Origin of the sequence: Mixta theicola, assembly GCF_002895925.1 — a bacterium.
Classification (GTDB): Bacteria; Pseudomonadota; Gammaproteobacteria; order Enterobacterales; family Enterobacteriaceae; genus Mixta; species Mixta theicola.
Genome location: NZ_NWUO01000008.1, coordinates 169,083 through 187,960, shown reverse-complemented (window position 1 = coordinate 187,960; position 18,878 = coordinate 169,083). Strand labels below are relative to the sequence as shown.

Genomic DNA, 18,878 nt, shown 5'->3' with positions numbered 1-18,878 from the left:
GAATAATTGCTTACGAAAAGATAACTATGTTGAATAAATTTACCGCTAACCATACCAGAGTGGGTTACGGCTTTATAGCCTGTCGTTACTGAAAAAAATGGCTATTTACATTTTGGCGATTAATTATTGTGATCTTCGTAGCGATGGCCCTGCCACCAGCTCAACAGATTAAGCAAAGTTAATAGCACTCCGGCGATACAGACGCCATACCAGCCAGCAAAATGATAAGCGCTGGCGGAAATCAACGAGCCAGCGGCGCCGCCGATAAAGTAGCTGGTCATGTAGCCAGCCGTAAGTCGGTTGCGTGCTTCGGGCATGCGCCGGTAGATCACGCTCTGGTTGGTGATGTGAACGCCCTGTACCGCTAAATCGAGCAGAATAATGCCGGCAATCAGGGCCACCAGTGAATGAGCGCCTAACGCGGTTAAACCCCATGAGCCCAGCATAATCAGCAATCCCAGCGTGGTGGTCAGGCGCGCCTTGCCCCGATCCGCCAGCGAGCCAGCCTGCCGCGCCGCCAATGCTCCAGCCGCGCCCGCCAGGCCCAGCAGGCCGATTTCGCCTTCGGAATAGTTAAAAGGCGGAGCGGCGAGTAAAAAGGCCATGGAGGTCCAGAGCACGCTGAAGTTAGCGAAGGAGAGGCAGCCAATAATGGCGCGGGTGCGGATAACGCGTGTTTGGGCATAGAGACGGAAAATAGAACCGAGCAGCTGGGGATAGCTAAGCGCCACCGTTTGACGATAGCGCGGCAATCCTCGCCACAGCGCCAGTGCCATCAGCACCATCAGTACGCTGGCTACCCAGAATACTGCCCGCCAGCCGCCCAGCTGCGCCAGTGCGCCAGCAACGGTTCGGGCCAGCAGAATACCGAGCAGTAGGCCGCTCATCACGGTTCCCACTACTTTGCCACGTTTTTCCGGTGCGGCGAGCGTGGCCGCCAGCGGCACCAGCAGCTGAGCGACGACGGAAAACAGGCCGGTCAGCGCGGTGCCCAGCAGCATCATGCCGAGGCTGCCAGAAAGCGCGGTAATCACCATGCCGCCCGCCGCCAGCAGGCTCATGCCGACAATCAGCCCGCGTCGCTCCAGGCGATCGCCAAGCGGCACCAGCAGCAAGAGACCGGCGGCATAGCCGAGCTGAGCGGTGGTGACAATGAAACCGGCCTGATTAACCGACAGGTTAAAGCTGCGGGCAATGGTATCCAGCAGGGGCTGCGCGTAATAGTTACAGGCCACCGCCAGTCCCGTGGCGATTGACATCAGGGCCACCAGCGTTGGGCTAAGCCCCTGGGATGTTGAATTCATAAGCAATAAGCAATAAGCACAGTTGATAATTCGTCGCGACTAATAGTAACCCAAAAAACTATTTCATTGTTGGTTACATTTAACAGAACATACCAGTTTGGTTTATGTTCATCAGCGCCAGCGTAACCTTTAGCTGATATAAAGGCAGGATAAATAAAAAACGGGCAACATACGTTGCCCGTCAGTCTGCTGACAAACTGCCCGCGCGGGGCGCTTTACTCTTCCGCCCGGGCTTCCCGCGCCCTGAGCTCAGGAGCCGTCTGACTGAACGCCCGGCGTAGGCCCACCGTTATTAATTTTTAACAGACTATTGTGCTGCGGCTTTCGCATCGTCGATCCAGCGATCGAACTGCGCCTGATGGGCTTTAATCCAGCCGTCAACGTGAGCGTTAATCGCCTGTTCAGAGGACTGGCCCTGATGCATCCGCGAGTTCTGCGCGTTGATATCGGCAATCGGCAGCTTCATCTCAGCAAACAGGCGCGCCGCCGCCGGGTTTTTCTCAGCCCAGGCTTTGTTAGCGACGATATGCATGGTGCTGACCGGGAAACCGTAGTTAGCGCCGTTCGGCAGCTGGGTATTTATCTCTTTCTGCGCGCCCGGCATGGAGGAGAACGGCACCTGCAGCCAGACTACATCGCGGCCGGGAACCAGAACGTCGCTGATCCAGTACGGTGTCCAGGTGTAATAGAGAATCGGTTTGCCTTGCTTATAGCGGGCAAGGGTATCAGCCATCATGGCGGCATAATTTCCCATATTCGGCTCAACGGTGTTGCTCAGGCCAAAGGCCTTATTCTGATGCAGGATCACCGCCTCGCAGCCCCAGCCTGGCGCGCAGCCGGTCATATCCGCTTTGCCGTCGCCATTGGTATCAAACAGCCGCGCCAGCTTCTCATCTTTGAGCTGATCGATGCGGGTAATGTGATACTTCTCAGCGGTTTTCTTGTCGATCAGGTAGCCCTGCGCGGCGCCGGTAACATACGTTCCCTGACGATAAAACGCTTTATCGCCTCCGGCGGCGCGATACATATCGTCGTGCAGCGGCTGCCAGTTTACGGCGGTAAAGGTGGCGTCGCCGGAAGCGATCGAGGTATAGCCAACGTTATAATCCACTTCGCTCGGCTTCTCGACGCGGTAGCCCAGCTTTTCCAGCGCGCGGCTGACCAGCAGCGTCTGGAAGCTCTCTTCAGAAATGGTGCTTTGTATCGGCTTAACGGTAATGCCATTACCGGGTAAATCAGCGGCGAAGGCCGGCACGGTAGCCAGCGATGTCAGAACGGCGGCCAGAAGGGCTGTTTTGCGCATAGCGATTCCTTATTAATTGTTATCAGACAATAACGGAGCGGCGTGCAGCGATGCCGCATGGGCGTGCAGCGCCGCCAGGACGTTATTTAATAAAGGGACGGGTCAGTAAACCCAGCGGGCCGGTGGCGTACCAGCGTTGGTTGCCGCGGCTTCGTCTGTTGCGGCCAAAGGACTGCGTCAGGCGATCGAGGATAATCGCGAGGATAACGATACCAACGCCGCCAACGGTGGCCAGCCCCATATCGAGACGGCCAATGCCGCGCAGCACCATTTGCCCCAGGCCGCCGACCGCAATCATCGAAGCGATAACCACCATCGACAGCGCCAGCATTAGCGTCTGATTCACGCCTGCCATAATCGTCGGCATCGCCAGCGGCAGCTGCACTTTAAACAGCATTTGACGCGGGTTAGCGCCAAACGATTCCGCCGCCTCAATTAAATCCGCCGGCACCTGTTTAATGCCAAGAACGGTAAGGCGCACAATCGGCGGCAGGGCAAAGATAATGGTTACCACTACGCCCGGCACGTTGCCGATACCAAACAGCATGACAATCGGTACCAGATAAACGAAGGCCGGCGTGGTTTGCATCGCATCCAGCAGCGGGCGAATAATGCGTCCGGCGCGTTCACTGCGTGCCAGCCAGATGCCAAGCGGCAGGCCGATAGCAATACAGAACAGCAGGGCGGTTAATACCAGCGCCAGCGTAACCATCGCCTGTGACCAGGCGCCGATAGCGCCAATCAGCACCAGTGAAATAAGCGTGGCGACGCCCATGCTGAAGCTGGAAAGCTGCCAGGCAATAAGCGCAAACAGCACGATAGCGACCGGCGCGGGCATTCCCAGCAGCAGCTGCTGGAAAGCGCTAAGGATATAGTCCACCGGAATGCGGATCCCCTGAAACAGCGGGCGGAAATGACTGACGATCCAGTCGATCCCGTGCGTAACCCAGCTGTCGAGCGGGATCAGAGTGTGATGAAACGGATCCAGCACATTAAAATGTTCCGCCTGCGGCGCGGGCGCGCTGTTTAGCCAGTCGCTGCTGCTGGCGGCGGCATCATGGCCGCCTGCCGCATCGGAGGGCGAACCCCAGGCGTCGCCGCCGCTGGTAGGCTGAGCCGCGCCGCCGTCAGCGGGCGCGCTGCTCCAGGGATCGCTGGCCGTATCGGTTGCCGCCGGCTGCGATGATGCATTTTCCCACGGATTGTTCGTTGTCTGACTCATGGCTGATTCCCCTCACGATCTAATGCCTGTAACAGCGTGCCTTTAGAAATAACCCCGATGTACTGATTCTCTTCGCCGACAATCGGCACGGCGCACGGCGCCTGGGCCACGTGCGACAGCAGTTCATTCAGGGACATATCGCCAGGCACAGCGGCAGGCGCAGAGAGGATCGCGGCGTCAATGCCCGCGCCGGCAGCCAGCGCCGCCTTCAGCGAATCGGTGGAAACCACGCCAACAAATTTTTGTTTTTCCAGCACGTAGCCATATTCCCGGTCTTCATCCTGCAGCAGCTTTATCGCTGAACGCGGACCAAAACCCGGTGCTTTACGTATCAGCGCGCTGGCGCCACGGCGGGCAATATCTTTGGCGCTGAACACGTGACTAATATCAACGCCGCGGAAAAAGGTGCGCACGTAGTCATTGGCGGGATTATTTAATATTTCATCCGGCGTTCCGACCTGCACCACTTCGCCGCCCTGCATAATGGCGATGCGATCGCCAATTCGCATCGCCTCATCAAGATCGTGGGAAATAAAGATAATGGTGCGCTGATGTTTCGCCTGCAGCTTTACCAGCTCATCCTGCATTTCGGTGCGGATTAAAGGATCGAGCGCGGAAAAAGCCTCGTCCATTAATAAAATATCGGGATTAATCGCCAGCGCGCGTGCTAATCCAACGCGCTGCCGCATACCGCCAGATAATTCATCGGGCCAGGCATGCGCATAATTTTCCAGCCCGACCTGACGCAGCGCCTCCAGCGCTTTTTCCTGCCGTTCCTGCTGCGGAACGCCGGCTAATTCCATACCGAAGGCGGTATTATTTAGCACGTTCATATGCGGCATCAGGGCGAATGACTGAAATACCATACTGATCTTATTTCGTCGTACTTCACGCAGCTCGCTGTCGGATATTTTTGCAATATCGACGCCGTCAATAATCACCTGGCCGCGCGTCGGCTCTATCAGACGATTGAGGAGGCGAACCATGGTGGATTTTCCCGAACCGGAAAGCCCCATGATGACAAATATCTCGCCTTCTTCAATGGCCAGACTGGCATTTTTAACGCCTAAAGAGAGTCCGGTTTTTTCCAACAGCGTTTCTTTGCTAACGCCTTTATCAATATATTTAAAAGCACGTTCAGGATTTTCGCCAAATACTTTATAAAGGTTCTTTGCTTCTAACTTAATTGCCATGCAATTTAAATGCCCTGGTTAGTTAATTATTTACTATGATACTCGTCCTGGTAGAATTAAAGCGGCCTATACCCTAACATACTCAGAATCTCAGGCAACCCTTTGCGCGGCGCTTGTCATCACGCTGTGAGATGCTTGTCTCGCGTCAGGTCAGAAGGGATAAGGGCTGCGGGGATATAATTGCGGGCTAAAAAAAATCAAATTTGTTGGAGGGAATGCGCGTTTTTGCCGTTAATTTGCGATGAAAATCAGCGGTGAGTTGCAGGTAATAAAGCCAGAAAAATCGATTATTTCTGGCGAAAGTTCTGAGAAGATAATTATTAAGTTTAATGCGGAAGCGCTGAAAAAGAAAAAGGGCGCTTATGCGCGCCCGATAATTATTTAAAAATCCCAGTCCTCATCTTCAGTATCCACCGCTTTGCCCATCACATACGAGGAGCCGGAGCCGGAGAAGAAATCGTGATTCTCATCGGCATTCGGCGACAGCGCGCTTAAAATCGCCGGGTTGACCTGGGTCATTTCCGCCGGGAACAGTGCGTCATAACCCAAATTCATCAGCGCCTTATTGGCGTTATAGTGCAGGAAGGCTTTTACCTCCTCCAGCCACGGCGTTTCGCCATACAGCGCCTCGGTGTAAGCCAGCTCGTTATCATAAAGCGCCAGCAACAGCTCAGTGGCGAACTGCTGCAGCGCTTCACGCCGGGCGGGATCAATTTTTTGTAGCCCTTTCTGGTACTTATAGCCGATATAATAGCCATGTACCGCCTCATCGCGAATAATCAGGCGGATAAGATCGGCGGTATTGGTGAGCTTGCCGCGGCTTGACCAGTACATCGGCAGCCAGAAACCGGAATAGAAGAGAAACGACTCAAGGAAGACGCTGGCAATCTTCTTTTTCAGCGGATCGTCGGCATAATAGTGCTGGTGGATCAGCCGGGTTTTATTCTGCAGCGGGCCGCAGCTTTCGCTCCAGGCATAGGCCGCATCCACATCGTTAACCGGGCACAGCGTAGAGAAAATCGAGCTGTAAGAGCGCGCATGCACCGCTTCCATAAAGCTGATATTGGACATCACCGCCTCTTCATGCGGCGTCAGCGCATCGGCCATCAGTGCCGGCGCGCCAACGCTATTTTGCAAGGTGTCCAGCAGCGTCAGGCCGGTAAATACGCGGATAGTCAGCTGCTGCTCTGTTTTGCTCAGGCTATTCCACGCGGGCAGATCGTTAGAGAGCGGCACCTTTTCCGGCAGCCAGAAATTAGTGGTCAGACGGTTCCAGACTTCCAGATCTTTCTCATCTTCGATACGGTTCCAGTTTATCGCCTGGATGTGCTTAAGGTTTTGCATAACTCGATCCATCAATTCATTTTATAGCGAGCAGGAAACACAGCCCTGCACCTCAGTGCCTTCCAGCGCCATCTGTCGCAGGCGAATGTAATAAAGGGTTTTGATCCCTTTCTTCCATGCGTAGATTTGCGCGCGGTTAATGTCGCGCGTCGTGACGTTATCGCGGAAGAACAGCGTCAGCGATAGCCCCTGATCGACATGCCGCGTCGCTTCCGCATAGGTGTCAATAATCGCCTCCGGGCCAATCTCATACGCATCCTGCCATTCGGCAAAATTTTCATTGGTCAGGAAGGGGGCCGGATAGTAAACGCGTCCGGTCTTGCCTTCTTTACGAATTTCAATGCGCGAAACGATGGGATGAATGCTCGACGTGGCGTGATTGATATAAGAGATCGATCCGGTTGGCGGGATCGCCTGCAGATTCTGGTTATACAGGCCGTCGCGCATCACCGCTTCACGCAGCGCAGTCCAGTCCGCCTGGTCCGGCAGGGCGATGCCCGCCTCGGCAAACAGCCGTGCGATGCGTTCGGTACGCGGTAGCCAGGCCTGCTCGATATACGGCGTAAAATAGTCGCCGCTGGCGTAGCGCGACTGCTCAAAACCCGCAAAGCGCTGCTGCCGTTCCCGCGCCAGCTGGTTTGAGGTGCGTAGCGCGTGCCAGGTGACGCAGTAAAAGTAGAGATTGGTAAAATCCAGCGCTTCCGGCGAGCCGTAGGCGATCCCTTCACGCGCCAGGTAGCCGTGCAGGTTCATCTGGCCCAGGCCAATGGCATGCGACTGCGCATTGCCATGCTCTATCGAAGGCACCGAATGAATGTGGCTCATATCCGATACGGCGCTAAGGCCGCGCACCGCGATCTCAACGGTACGCGCCAGGTTGCCGGAATCCATCGCGTGGGCAATATTCAGCGAGCCGAGATTACAGGAAATATCCTTACCGACCTGGCGATAGCCGAGGTCGTCATGGTAGCTGGAGGGGGCGTTCACCTGCAGGATTTCCGAACAGAGATTGCTCATATTGATGCGGCCCTGCACCGGATTGGTGCGGTTAACCGTATCTTCGAACATAATATAGGGATAGCCCGATTCGAACTGGATCTCCGCCAGCGTCTGGAAGAACTCGCGCGGATTAATAAAAGTTTTGCGGATACGCTCATCCGCCAGCATCTCATCATATTTCTCGCTGATGCTAACATCGGCAAACGCCTGACCATACAGGCGCTCCACGTCATACGGCGAGAACAGCGCCATAGGCTGGTTCTCTTTCGCCAGGCGGAAAGTAACATCCGGGATCACCACGCCGAGCGACAGGGTTTTAATGCGGATCTTCTCATCCGCGTTTTCCCGTTTGGTATCAAGAAAACGCAGAATATCGGGATGATGTGCATGCAGATAAACCGCCCCGGCGCCCTGACGCGCGCCCAGCTGATTGGCGTAGGAAAAAGCGTCTTCCAGCATCTTCATCACCGGGATCACGCCGGAAGACTGATTTTCAATACGCTTAATCGGCGCACCGGCTTCGCGCAGGTTAGATAACAGAAAGGCCACGCCGCCGCCGCGTTTTGACAGCTGCAAAGCGGAGTTTACCGCGCGGCCAATCGACTCCATATTATCTTCGATGCGCAATAAAAAGCAGGAAACCAGCTCGCCGCGCTGCTGTTTGCCGCAGTTAAGGAAGGTCGGGGTTGCAGGCTGGAAGCGGCCGGTAAGCATCTCTTCCATCAGCGCCGTGGCTAAACGGCTATCGCCCTGCGCCAGCGTCAGCGCCACCATGCAGACGCGATCGGGGAAGTCTTCCAGATAACGCTTGCCGTCGAACGTCTTGAGCGCATAGCTGGTGAAAAATTTCCAGGCGCCTAAAAAGGTCTGGAAGCGGAAGCCCCAACCGGCCGCCCGTTCAAACAGCTGGCAGACAAATTCAAAGGAATAAGCGTTCAATACCTCCGCTTCGTAATAGCCTTCCGCCACCAGATACTGCAGCCGCGCCGTCAGCAAGTCGAAAGGCACGCTGTTGGGGATCACCTGTTGCAGATAGAACTGGCGCGCCGCCTCACGATCTTTATCAAACTGGATATTTCCCTGATCGTCATAAAGATTAAGCATGGCGTTCAGCGCATGATAATCGGGCGTTAGCTGTGGGCTGTCTGTTGTTGCCAAAATTGGGTCACTCCCGCTTTAACGTTGGCGATATCGTCGGCGGTTCCCATTAGCTCGAAGCGGTAAAGGTAGGGAACCTGACATTTTTGCGCAATGATGTCGCCGGCCAGGCAAAAGCCCGCGCCGAAGTTGCGGTTGCCCGCGGCAATCACGCCGCGCAGCAGCCGACGATTGGCTTCATCATTAAGAAACTGAATAACCTGGGATGGCACGGCACCGCGCGCGCTGCCGCCGCCGTAGCTGGGCACTACCAGGATAAAAGGCCGATCCACCCGCAGGCGCTGCGATTTATCTAACGGAATACGGCGCGCCGGCAAACCAAGTCGGGTAATGAACCTGTGGGTATTTTCCGACTGGCTGGAAAAGTAGACCAGCATAGGATTACCCCTGCGCCAGACGTATCAGCTTATCGGGGCGGAAACCGCTCCAGCTATCGCCATCGGCCATCACTACCGGCAGCTGACGGTAGCCGAGCGCTTTCAGGTTCTCGATAGCGCCCGGCTCGTCGTCCAGATTAATCAGCTGATAGGCCATTCCCTGTTTATCCATAATGTTTTTGGTAGCGGTACACTGCATGCAGTTGTTTTTAGTGTAAACAGTAATGAGCATGATTCGTATTCCTCTTAATCGTCCTGAAACCCTGTGCTACATTACGCGCCAGCGATAAAGCCGCTGCGGCGTTAATACAAGGTATTGTGTGTGGTTGATGTTTTGAATACTAGATGTAGAGTTTTTCATTTTCAACCCTGTAGACTTCAGGCCTAACGGCAAATAGCGGCGCAGGGCGCACCAGCGCTGGAGAAAAATTTTTCAGGCAAAATCATTATTTTTCACTGTTTGTTTAGACATTTTTCCTCCCCCTTTGCTGAATAACGTAATACTTATGTAAACCACTCCCGGTAAGCGCAGCGCTAAAGGTCTCCAGCCGCGGACTTTCTGGATAATTCTGAATGTTCCTGGCGGCTGCGCTGATGTAAGGTTGCGAAGCTTTATAAGATTAAGAGGATCAAGCATGTATTTACGACCAGATGAGGTGGCACGCGTTCTGGAAAAAGCGGGTTTTGAAATGGATACCGTAACGCCGAAGACCTATGGCTATCGCCGTGGCGAAAACTATGTTTACGTCAACCGCGAAGCGCGCCTGGGGCGAACCGCACTGGTCATTCATCCGACGCTGAAAGAAAAAAGCCTGAACTATGCGGACCCGGCGTCAGATATTAAGACCTGCGATCACTACACGCGCTTTCCTGTGTACCTTGTAGGTGCTACTCAGGATCACTACGGCATTCCGCACGGGTTTAGCTCCCGCGCCGCGCTGGAACGCTATTTGCAAAGTATGTTCGATTAAAGTCTTTCCGCCGGTTTCGCGGCGTCGGCCCACCGCCGCTATCAATAACGTCTTACGACGCCTTAGCGCCAGGGAAGGAGTCCGGGCGCTAAGGAAAAGTGTTGCGTTGCCGATTAAACTAGTACCAAACCGTAAAATTCAGGAAAGCGTATGAAACGCCTGTTACTGGCGCTGGCGGCGGCATCGTTGCTCAGCGGCTGTGCCGCTATTGTCGGCTCGGAAACCCAAAGCGTGCGAATCGATTCGATTCCGCAGGGCGCAACCTTTGTCGTCCAGGATGAGAGCGGACGTGCGGTGGCGGAAGGAATGACGCCAAAAACCGTGGTACTGGAGAAATCTAACGGCAGCTATTTCGGTAAAAAGAGCTATCGGGTCATGCTGGAACGGCCCGGCTACGTTCCGCTGACGCTGCCGCTAAGGGAGAAGGCGAACCTGTGGTATATCCTGGGTAATATTCCATTGGGCGGCTTCCCAGGCTGGCTGCTGGTGGATCCGTTTTATGGCGGCATGTACAACATTGAACCGGCACAGGTTCAGCCGGTGATCAACCCGGTTGGCGCGCGCGGCGGCTGATAAACCGTTAACAACGGCAGCGCACGGCACTGCAATAAAAATGTTGCCGCCAGGCGATACGCAGCAGGCTAACTATACTGATAGAACATTTCAGTAAAACCGGAGGAAAGATGACGATTCATAAGAAAGGTCAGGCACACTGGGAAGGCGATCTTAAAAGCGGTAAGGGCACCGTCTCTACTGAAAGCGGCGCGCTGAAACAGCAGCCGTACGGTTTTAATACCCGTTTTGAAAATCAGCCCGGCACCAACCCGGAAGAGTTAATCGGCGCCGCGCATGCCGCCTGCTTCTCAATGGCGCTCTCTATGATGCTGGGTCAGGCAGGCCATACGCCGCAGAGTATCGATACCACGGCGGACGTGTTGCTGGATAAAAAGGGCGAAGGCTTTGCCATCACGAAGATTGCGCTCGACAGCAGCATTAAGCTGCCGGGGATTGATAACGCCGCCTTTGATGAAATCATCAATAAGGCAAAAGCGGGCTGCCCGGTTTCACAGGTGCTGAATGCCGAAATCACCCTGAACTACAAGCTGGAAAATTAATCCTTTCTCCTGCCGCGCCTGCATCTGCAGGGCGGCTGTTTCAGGCCGAATCCCCGCTTTTGCCCGCTCTCCGTTACGCCAAAAGCGTGCAGTTTTGCTCGTCATCAGCGCAGAGATCGCTATACTGCCCGCTTTGAATGCCGGAAGGGTAAGGAATCATCGCGATGATGAACAACGACGTACTGCGTAGCCTGCGCTACACGCTAAAGCTGAACAACAACGATATGCTCGCGATCCTGGCGCTGGCCGATACGGCGATCCCGCTTGAGCAGATGGCCAGCTATCTGCTGAAAGAGGAAGAAGAGGGTTTTGTTGCCTGCCCGGATGTGCTGATGAGCTGTTTCCTGAACGGTCTGATTTACCATAAGCGCGGCAAAGATGAGAGCATGCCGCCGCTGAAAGTCGATCGCCGCATAAATAACAATATTATCCTCAAAAAGTTGCGCGTGGCCTTTGCGCTGAAAAGCGATGATATTCTGGCGATCCTGACCTCTCAGCAGTTCCGTATCTCCATGCCGGAAATTACCGCTATGATGCGCGCGCCGGAGCATAAAAATTACCGTGAATGCGGTGACCAGTTCTTGCGTTATTTCCTGCGTGGCTTAACCGCCCGCCTGCGTCCGGCTGCAGACGCACGGTAAAAGGCCTCAGGCCAGATAACGTTTCCCCGGTCAACTATCGGGGAACGCTTCGCATCTTCTCCCCGCCAAACCCGCATCTTTACCTTTTGCTTTCGCTCATCAGGCACGCTCAAGACAATTCCGTCATGCTTATTTACATCCGTAATGAAAATGATTAAATTTCTCATTCGTATTAGTGTTGCGAAATGTTTTTTTACGTTTTTCATTTTATCCGCGAAGCCGACAGGGACTGATACCGCGCCCAGGCATTTACTGGCTCAGGGAAAACTGTCTTAAGCGTAGGGCTTTTTCAGGTTGGGAAAGCGCCTACGGCCGGGCAAACGAAAAGAATAATAGTTAGCGAAGGTAAAAAATGCTTTTAATTTCAGTAGATAACAGGGAAAGCCGCCTTAGCGGAGGCGCATCAGCCAGACGGAGTTTAACCTGTCTGGCCGCGCTGATCGCCATCGCGCTGCACGGGAACGCTGCATATGCGGCTCAGCAGGAAGAAACGCTGGTGGTGGATGCCGCCGCCAACAGCGAAGAGAGCCCGCAGCACAGTGATTACAGCGTGCCGGTCACCCAGGCGGGTACCAAAATGACCTTAACCGCCCGCGATATTCCGCAATCCGTCACTATTATCAGCAAGCAGCGCATGCAGGATCAGCAATTGCAGTCGCTGGGCGATGTGCTGAAGAACACCACCGGCGTAACGGAAAAGGTGGCCGATCTCGATCGCAGCACCTTCTATTCGCGCGGGTTTATGATTGATAACTACATGGTTGATGACATTCCGACCCTGTTTGAAGAGCGCTGGAACCTCGGCGACGCCCTGTCTGATACCGCGATTTACGATCGTATCGAAGTGGTGCGCGGCGCGACCGGCCTGATGAGCGGCACGGGCAACCCATCCGCCTCGGTGAATATGGTACGTAAGCACGCCGACAGCCGCGAGTTTGTCGGCAACGTCTCTGCCAGCTACGGCAGCTGGGACAAGCAGCGCTACGTTCTTGATCTGTCTGCACCCTTAACCGATTCAGGCCACCTACGCGGACGCGTGGTGGCTGGCTATCAGGACAGAAACAGCTATCTTGATCGCTACAGCGCTGACAAAAAATTCATTTATGGCGTGCTGGATGCGGATTTGACCGATTCCACCACTTTATCGGTGGGCTACGACTATCAGGAAAACCATGCCGACAGCCCAGCCTGGGGCGGCTTACCGCGCTGGTATACGGACGGCAGCCAAATCAGCTACGATCGCAGCGACAATACCGCGCCTGACTGGGCCTACAGCGATACGGAGTCCAGAAAAGTCTTCGCCACGCTGAAACAGCGCTTCGACAACGGCTGGCAGTTCACCCTGAACGGCACCCATGCGGAAACCAAACTCGACAGCAAAATGCTTTATATCGATGGCTTCTTCGATAAAAGCAGCGGACGAGGCGTCAGCGCTTACGCCAATTATCCGGTCATCGGCGGCACCGGCTACAATACCGGCACGCGCAAAACAGGTGCGCTTGACGCCTTTGCCAGTGGGCCTTATCAGCTGTTTGGCCGTCAGCATGAACTGATGGCGGGCGTTAGCTATAGCCGACAAAACAACCGCTATATGAGCGCGTTTGCCAATCTTTCCCCGGATGACGTGGGCAATATCAATGACTGGAACGGCAATTTCCCTGAAACCAACTGGGGAGAGCTAAGCCTGGCGCAGGAAGATACGGTTCATCAAAAGTCAGCCTATACGGCAACGCGCATTTCGCTGGCCGATCCGCTGACGCTGATTGTGGGCGCGCGCTATACCAAATGGAGCACCAGCACGCTGACGCAGAATCTGGCGAAGAATCGCGTTACGCCTTATGCGGGCCTGGTTTATGACATCAATGACACCTGGTCCGCTTACGCCAGCTACACCTCAATCTTTAACCCGCAGACCAACCGGAATATCAACGGCAACTACCTGGCGCCGGTGACCGGCAAAAACTACGAAACCGGAGTAAAAGCGGACTGGCTGAACAGCCGCCTGACCACCTCGGCTGCGGTATTTCGCATTGAGCAGGATAACGTCGCGCAAAGCACCGGCGCGATTATCCCGAACTCCAACGGTGAACTGGCTTATACCGCCGCGCAGGGCACGGTCAGTAAAGGCATTGAATTTGAGGTTAACGGTGCGGTAACCGATAACCTGCAGATGACGTTCGGCGCGACGCGCTACGTGGCGGAAGATGGCGAAGGCAGTGCCGTCAACCCGATGCTGCCGCGCACCAGCCTGAAACTGTTTGCTGCCTACAATGTGCCGACCTTAAGCGATTTAACGCTCGGCGGCGGCATTAACTGGCAGACGCACGTCTGGCAGGATGTGGCAGGACCGGAAGGCAACGGCAACTGGCGAGCAGAGCAGGGTAGCTATGCGCTGGTGAATCTGTTTGGCCGCTATCAGGTCACCAAACAGCTGTCGGTGCAGGCTAACCTGAATAACCTGTTCGATAAATCCTACGACACCTACGTTGGGCAATATATCGTTTACGGCGCGCCGCGTAACGTTTCCATCACCGCGAACTACAGCTTCTGACCCAGATAATAATGGCTCCGTGCAGGAGCCATTGTTGTTTATCAGCCGGTTATTATTGATGCTTTATTTTGCTGGTTAGCGCACAGGGCAGGCAGGCCGCATAAACGGGGCTTTTTCATTATGTAGCGTGATATAACCTCGCGCTGTCAGATCTCTTGTATAAAAATACCGGGTTTGTGCAGGGCATTTTTCATCTGGCGATAATCAGCGCATTAAACGCATGTTTATTCATCAAACCTTACGCGGCGCCCTGGTCATTTCTGCGGTGCGGGTTGACCACCAGCAGAGCAGCGATCCCAGGCTGATCATCGCCGAACCCTGCCAAAAGGTTAGCGTCAGCGTTGAATCCAGAATAAACGCGGCAAGCAGGGCGGAAATCACCGGAATAAAATAGGAGGCGGTCGCCAGCACGGTAACATTGCCGTGTAAAATTCCGGTATTCCAGGCGGCGTAGCCGAACCCCATAGCGCAGGCTGCCAGGAGCAGGCTAATCATCACCGAGGTATTAATAATAAAGCCAGGCTGTGGCGCAGAGAAAAATTTAATCCACAGAGCTATAGCGGTCAGAATAAAAAATAGCGTAATGCCATTGCTGCCCTGCGCAATTTTTTGCGTAACCACACAGTAAACCGCCCAAATAACCGCGCCGCTAAAGGCCAGCGCATAACTTAATGGATTACTGTGCAAATTAGCGATGATATTCGTCACCGAGAAGCCGTGGCTGCCTCCTAACACCAGACAGATACCGGCCACAGCGAGCAGCAACCCTGGAACAATTAACAGGCTGGTTTTTTGCCGGTTAACCAACACCGACAGTAGAATCGTCAGGCCGGGCCACAGATAGTTAACCATGCCGACTTCAATTGCCTGGGTGCCGCTGTTGGCAAAGCCCAGCGATAGCGAAAGGCATAGCTCATAGCAGACAAACAGCAGGCTGCCGATAATCAGATAGGCGCGCGGAAAGGTTTTGAGCTTCGGGAAGCCCAGGGTAACTAGCAACAGCAGCGCGCTCAGCGTATAGATCATTGCTGCGCCGCCTACCGCACCAAACCCTTCGCTGACGCTGCGGATCAGCCCCACGATGGTGCTCCACAGCAAAACGGCAATCAAGCCAGTCAGGGTTGCTTTTTTATGCGTCATTACCTCAAAAACCTCTCGCCATGAATGCCAGTTATCGCACCGTCGCCCAGCTAAACCGTTAATTAATGATTAATATCGCCGCCAGGATTAAGTCTGTTAAGGAGTCTGTAAATATATTGACCAGGGGATTACCTGCTGCCTGGAAAGGATATTATAAAAATAAAATAACCCGCAGTACTTTATAAACGGCTGGATTAAAAACAGTTATTGTTCGGTGTGAAAATTACGCCTGCTGTGAAAACGGCCTGGGCATGGTGAAAAGCACCCCTGACGGGATGATAACTGCGGAACTGGCAACAAAAACGCCTGCTGATGCTTTGCCAAAATATCAGGGGCAGGCGCTCTGGCTTTTGTAGAAAAATAGAGCTTTAATAAACATGAACGCTAAAAGGCCGCATTTGCGGCCTTTTTTAACCCAAAAAAGGGCGTTACTCGCTTACTTTGTTTTTAACTTTGCTGGCGCCTTCTTTGGTCTTATTCCAGCCTTTTTCGGAGCCTTCTTTCGTGGCGTCCCAGCCTTTTTCCGTGCCTTCTTTTGTTTTATCCCACGCTTTCTGCGAGCCTTCGCTGGCTTTGCTGCTCAGGTTATCGCTTTTACCTTCCGCTGCATGTTGAGATTTGAGCTTCATCTCTTTGCCCTGATGCTGCGTTTGATGCAGTTTTTCTTTCGCGGTATTTGCTTCTTCATGCGCAGTGGCGACGGTGTCATCCGTTGCGTGGGTGGTTGCAGCAAAAACAGGAGAAGCCAGCAGCAGTGCAGATAGTGCCATGATTGTCTTTTTCATCATTCCCTCATTAAATAAACGTTACCAGTCTAAGAGTATAGTTAACAATGGCACGGTAAGGCGGCGTTCGCCTTCAGAATAAACTGTAAAACCCGGACGGTTGTCCTGAAAGTCGGGCAGGGAAACAAAGCCTGCGGCAGATAACCGGTACTGTTGATGACATAGGTTTGCCGTCAGGCGTCGTTTTGCTCACCCGGACAGGTTGCGGATGATGGTGCTGCCGTTACTGCCGGGAGAGATGAACGCTGGCGTTATCCTGCCGATCGTTATTGCCTTACGTTTTAGATCCACGCATAACCAGAGACTATTGCCAGACGACGCCACTGGCTGTCTTTCAGGTTTGTTGAGGTTATAATGCGCGTTTTCACCGACAAATATGGCGTACCCGATGTTTAAGCTGGATAAAACCGACCGGGCCATTCTGGCTGAACTGCAGAAAGATGGTCGCCTTGCCAATAATCTCCTGGCAGAAAAGGTTGGGCTATCGCCGTCTCCCTGCCTGAGAAGAGTAAAAGCGCTTGAAGAGGCGGGGATTGTGGAACGTTACGTTGCGGTCCTGAACCCGCAGGCGGTGGGGATGAACCTGACGGTTTTTGTACGGGTCTGGCTGACCAGCCAGGATGCAGAAGCCACCGACCATTTTTCCCGTGAGGCCAGCCTGCTGCCAGAAGTAGTTGAATGTCATCTGATGGTGGGGGACTGCGACTTTTTACTGCGCGTGATGACCACCGATCTTGCGGCGTACCGTCAGTTTCAGACTCAGCATCTGACGCGCATCAGGGGCGTTAAAAGCGTGAAAACCGAACTGCCCATGCAGACCATCAAGCAAACCACTGAAATTCCACTGCGTTAAACGCGCCGGGCTTTTTACTCAGAGCAGGTGACGCAACAGGGCGGTGGCCAGCACGCTGATCGCCACTACCGGCAGCAGCGAAAACCGCATGGCCGCCAGCAGAGAGATTGCCAGCGCCAGCAGATCGGCCGGGCTGGTGGTCACGAAGTGAGGCGCAATAACCGTAATCAATACGCAACCAGGCGCGGCATCCATAACTGCGCGCGTGCGGGGACCGAGCGTTCGGTTGCGCAGAAGCAGGTAGCCTGCCACGCGGGTAAAGTAGGTTGTCAGCGCCATCAGCAGAATGGTGACCGTGGTCAGAAGACTCATGCTTTTTTACCTGTCAGAAAAATGGCTAACAGCCCGCTTAGCGCGCCGATGGGAACATAAGCCGCGCCAGGCAAAAAGTGAAAGGCGGCAGCGGCGGTAACCAGGCTGACCAGCCAGGGAAAAGCAACTCTGAACCCTTTCCACATTCCCTTCAGCAGCACAAAAAATACCGCCGGAAAGGCCATGTCAAAGCCCCAGCGGGTAATGTCGCCCAGGGTCGGACCGATAAGCACGCCTGCTGCGGTTGAGCTAATCCATAGCAGCCACATCGCGCCGGCAAGGCCAGCGTAATATCCGACGCTAAATGCGGGGGATAAGCCCAGAGCCCGACGACGCGCGTTGTCGGCCATGCTCATCGCCCAGCTTTCGTCACACATAAAGAACAGGGCCGGCAGCACTTTCCTTGCGGGCAGATGGTTCAGGTAGGGCGCGAATGAGGCTCCCATCACCAGATGACGGCTATTTACCAGCAGGCTGACTAACACAATAGTGAGTACATGCGGCGGTGAGGTCCACAGCGCGATGGCCGCAAACTCCGAACCTCCGGCGAAGTTCAGGCCGGTCAGCAGAGCCAGGCTGGCTACCGAAAGCCCTTTTTGTGCCGCCTGAGCGCCCAACAACAGGCCGAACGGCAGAATGCCAATGAGCATCGGAAACGCGGCGGCCGAGCCACGCGCGATTTCACGGCGAAAAGTAAAGTCACCGGACAGATGTTGGGAGTGAGCAGACATAAACGGCCTCCATAATGAGCACTTATTGTATGAGGCATCGCCTGGCATTGGGTTGCGTTTAGAAGGCAGCATCGCAATAAATTGGCATATAATTGCGCAAGCAATAACTTTTGAGGCTTTAAATTGCGAGGCTGTTTCGGCTGTTAAAAATTTGACCAATGTTTATTGGGCATTTTAAGCATTCCGCCCAGAAACGTTGGCTTAATTGGCTATGCCAGAGAGTAAGGCAGGACAACCGTCACGCGTCGTCCTGTATAAGAGAAACTGAAGCCGTTCTGATGGATTCGTCGTCAGGGTTTTCTGACTGCAAGCAAAACGGAAGAAGCTTTGATGAGGGCGATGACTCTGGTACCTACGTTAAGAGCCATTTCTCCGGTGCTTTCATTAGTAATAACGGAAGTCAGGGTAAGTCCTTCATCCGTAAGGATATGAACGGTAGAGTTTACCGCGCCTTTTTCCATAGAAGTTACCTTGCCGGGGAACTGATTACGGGCTGAAAAAAGCAGACCGCTTTCCTCGGTAGCCAGAATGACCCAGGGTGCTTTGATAAGCGCGACGGTTTCTTTACCCGGCTCCAGACCCAGCGTGTTTCTGCTACTACTGGTCACAACGGCGACCAGTTTCCCACCCTTATCAAGGGAAACTTCCACTTCGTCATTTACAGAGCCAGGACGAACGGCGAAAACTTTACCGGGCAACTGATTACGTGCAGATATTGACATGCTGCTCTCCTTTACGCTGGATGGTTTGATGGCTATCCAGATTGTATATGAAGGCAGGCTTCATTGAGATAACAAAAACAGAGGGTGATAACCGCATCGCGGTTAATCCACTACCCGACCGACAGCATCAGCAGCATAACCAGTATGGTCACGATAA

19 protein-coding genes are annotated in these 18,878 nt (G+C 54.1%); 6 read left to right on the top strand and 13 right to left on the bottom strand.

What is annotated here, in order from left to right:
- Window positions 1–119: 119 nt before the first annotated feature.
- The 8 genes from COO59_RS12665 to nrdH form a co-directional block, all read right to left on the bottom strand.
- Window positions 120–1,304: an MFS transporter gene (locus COO59_RS12665; protein WP_103060152.1), complete on the bottom strand. Its 1,185-nt coding sequence runs from the start codon at window positions 1,302–1,304 to the stop codon at window positions 120–122.
- A 307-nt stretch (window positions 1,305–1,611) separates the two neighbouring features.
- The gene (gene proX, locus COO59_RS12660) at window positions 1,612–2,607 is read right to left on the bottom strand and encodes a glycine betaine/L-proline ABC transporter substrate-binding protein ProX (RefSeq protein WP_103060151.1); all 996 of its coding nucleotides are present in this window, start codon (window positions 2,605–2,607) and stop codon (window positions 1,612–1,614) included.
- Window positions 2,608–2,689: 82 nt separating this feature from the next.
- Window positions 2,690–3,829 carry a glycine betaine/L-proline ABC transporter permease ProW gene (proW, locus tag COO59_RS12655; RefSeq protein WP_103060150.1) on the bottom strand — a complete coding sequence of 380 codons (1,140 nt, stop codon included), beginning with the start codon at window positions 3,827–3,829 and terminating at the stop codon, window positions 2,690–2,692.
- Window positions 3,826–5,022, bottom strand: coding sequence for a glycine betaine/L-proline ABC transporter ATP-binding protein ProV (gene proV / locus COO59_RS12650; RefSeq protein ID WP_103060149.1), 1,197 nt, complete (start codon window positions 5,020–5,022; stop codon window positions 3,826–3,828). The genes proW and proV overlap by 4 nt, the downstream gene beginning before the upstream one ends.
- A gap of 381 nt (window positions 5,023–5,403) precedes the next feature.
- Window positions 5,404–6,366 (bottom strand): class 1b ribonucleoside-diphosphate reductase subunit beta, encoded by a 963-nt coding sequence (gene nrdF, locus COO59_RS12645; protein ID WP_205960867.1) that lies wholly within the window; start codon window positions 6,364–6,366, stop codon window positions 5,404–5,406.
- A gap of 21 nt (window positions 6,367–6,387) precedes the next feature.
- On the bottom strand, window positions 6,388–8,523 hold the full coding sequence (nrdE, locus tag COO59_RS12640; protein WP_103060147.1) for a class 1b ribonucleoside-diphosphate reductase subunit alpha: 2,136 nt from the start codon (window positions 8,521–8,523) through the stop codon (window positions 6,388–6,390).
- A complete protein-coding gene (gene nrdI / locus COO59_RS12635; RefSeq protein ID WP_103060146.1) occupies window positions 8,496–8,900 on the bottom strand; it encodes a class Ib ribonucleoside-diphosphate reductase assembly flavoprotein NrdI in 405 nt (134 codons plus the stop codon). The genes nrdE and nrdI overlap by 28 nt, the downstream gene beginning before the upstream one ends.
- Before the next feature lie 4 nt (window positions 8,901–8,904).
- A complete protein-coding gene (nrdH, locus tag COO59_RS12630; RefSeq protein WP_103060145.1) occupies window positions 8,905–9,132 on the bottom strand; it encodes a glutaredoxin-like protein NrdH in 228 nt (75 codons plus the stop codon).
- 403 nt (window positions 9,133–9,535) lie between these two features.
- Here nrdH and COO59_RS12625 point away from each other — a divergent pair, with 403 nt between their 5' ends.
- From COO59_RS12625 to fhuE, 5 genes are all read left to right on the top strand, one after another.
- Window positions 9,536–9,871 (top strand): DUF2002 family protein, encoded by a 336-nt coding sequence (locus COO59_RS12625; protein WP_103060144.1) that lies wholly within the window; start codon window positions 9,536–9,538, stop codon window positions 9,869–9,871.
- A 150-nt stretch (window positions 9,872–10,021) separates the two neighbouring features.
- On the top strand, window positions 10,022–10,444 hold the full coding sequence (locus COO59_RS12620) for a hypothetical protein (RefSeq protein ID WP_103060143.1): 423 nt from the start codon (window positions 10,022–10,024) through the stop codon (window positions 10,442–10,444).
- A 110-nt stretch (window positions 10,445–10,554) separates the two neighbouring features.
- Window positions 10,555–10,986 (top strand): OsmC family protein, encoded by a 432-nt coding sequence (locus COO59_RS12615; protein WP_103060142.1) that lies wholly within the window; start codon window positions 10,555–10,557, stop codon window positions 10,984–10,986.
- A gap of 164 nt (window positions 10,987–11,150) precedes the next feature.
- Window positions 11,151–11,627, top strand: coding sequence for a YehS family protein (locus COO59_RS12610; RefSeq protein WP_103060141.1), 477 nt, complete (start codon window positions 11,151–11,153; stop codon window positions 11,625–11,627).
- 352 nt (window positions 11,628–11,979) lie between these two features.
- The gene (gene fhuE / locus COO59_RS12605; protein WP_103060140.1) at window positions 11,980–14,178 is read left to right on the top strand and encodes a ferric-rhodotorulic acid/ferric-coprogen receptor FhuE; all 2,199 of its coding nucleotides are present in this window, start codon (window positions 11,980–11,982) and stop codon (window positions 14,176–14,178) included.
- Window positions 14,179–14,409: 231 nt separating this feature from the next.
- On the opposite strand, the gene yddG is transcribed toward fhuE, so the two are convergent.
- The gene (gene yddG, locus COO59_RS12600) at window positions 14,410–15,318 is read right to left on the bottom strand and encodes an aromatic amino acid DMT transporter YddG (RefSeq protein ID WP_103060139.1); all 909 of its coding nucleotides are present in this window, start codon (window positions 15,316–15,318) and stop codon (window positions 14,410–14,412) included.
- Window positions 15,319–15,746: 428 nt separating this feature from the next.
- A complete protein-coding gene (locus COO59_RS12595) occupies window positions 15,747–16,103 on the bottom strand; it encodes a hypothetical protein (RefSeq protein WP_103060138.1) in 357 nt (118 codons plus the stop codon).
- A 388-nt stretch (window positions 16,104–16,491) separates the two neighbouring features.
- Between COO59_RS12595 and COO59_RS12590 the strand changes: the two genes are divergently transcribed.
- The gene (locus tag COO59_RS12590; protein WP_103060137.1) at window positions 16,492–16,956 is read left to right on the top strand and encodes an Lrp/AsnC family transcriptional regulator; all 465 of its coding nucleotides are present in this window, start codon (window positions 16,492–16,494) and stop codon (window positions 16,954–16,956) included.
- A gap of 18 nt (window positions 16,957–16,974) precedes the next feature.
- Here COO59_RS12590 and COO59_RS12585 read toward each other — a convergent pair whose 3' ends face one another.
- The 3 genes from COO59_RS12585 to COO59_RS12575 all read right to left on the bottom strand — a co-directional run bounded on the left by COO59_RS12585 (window position 16,975) and on the right by COO59_RS12575 (window position 18,721).
- Entirely contained in the window at window positions 16,975–17,268 is a 294-nt protein-coding gene (locus tag COO59_RS12585) for an AzlD family protein (RefSeq protein ID WP_103060136.1), read from the bottom strand.
- Complete coding sequence (locus tag COO59_RS12580) at window positions 17,265–17,999, bottom strand: AzlC family ABC transporter permease (RefSeq protein WP_103060135.1); 735 nt, start codon at window positions 17,997–17,999, stop codon at window positions 17,265–17,267. Before COO59_RS12580 ends, COO59_RS12585 begins: the two co-directional genes overlap by 4 nt.
- Window positions 18,000–18,289: 290 nt before the next feature.
- Window positions 18,290–18,721, bottom strand: coding sequence for a TOBE domain-containing protein (locus COO59_RS12575; protein WP_103060134.1), 432 nt, complete (start codon window positions 18,719–18,721; stop codon window positions 18,290–18,292).
- Window positions 18,722–18,878 lie beyond the last annotated feature (157 nt).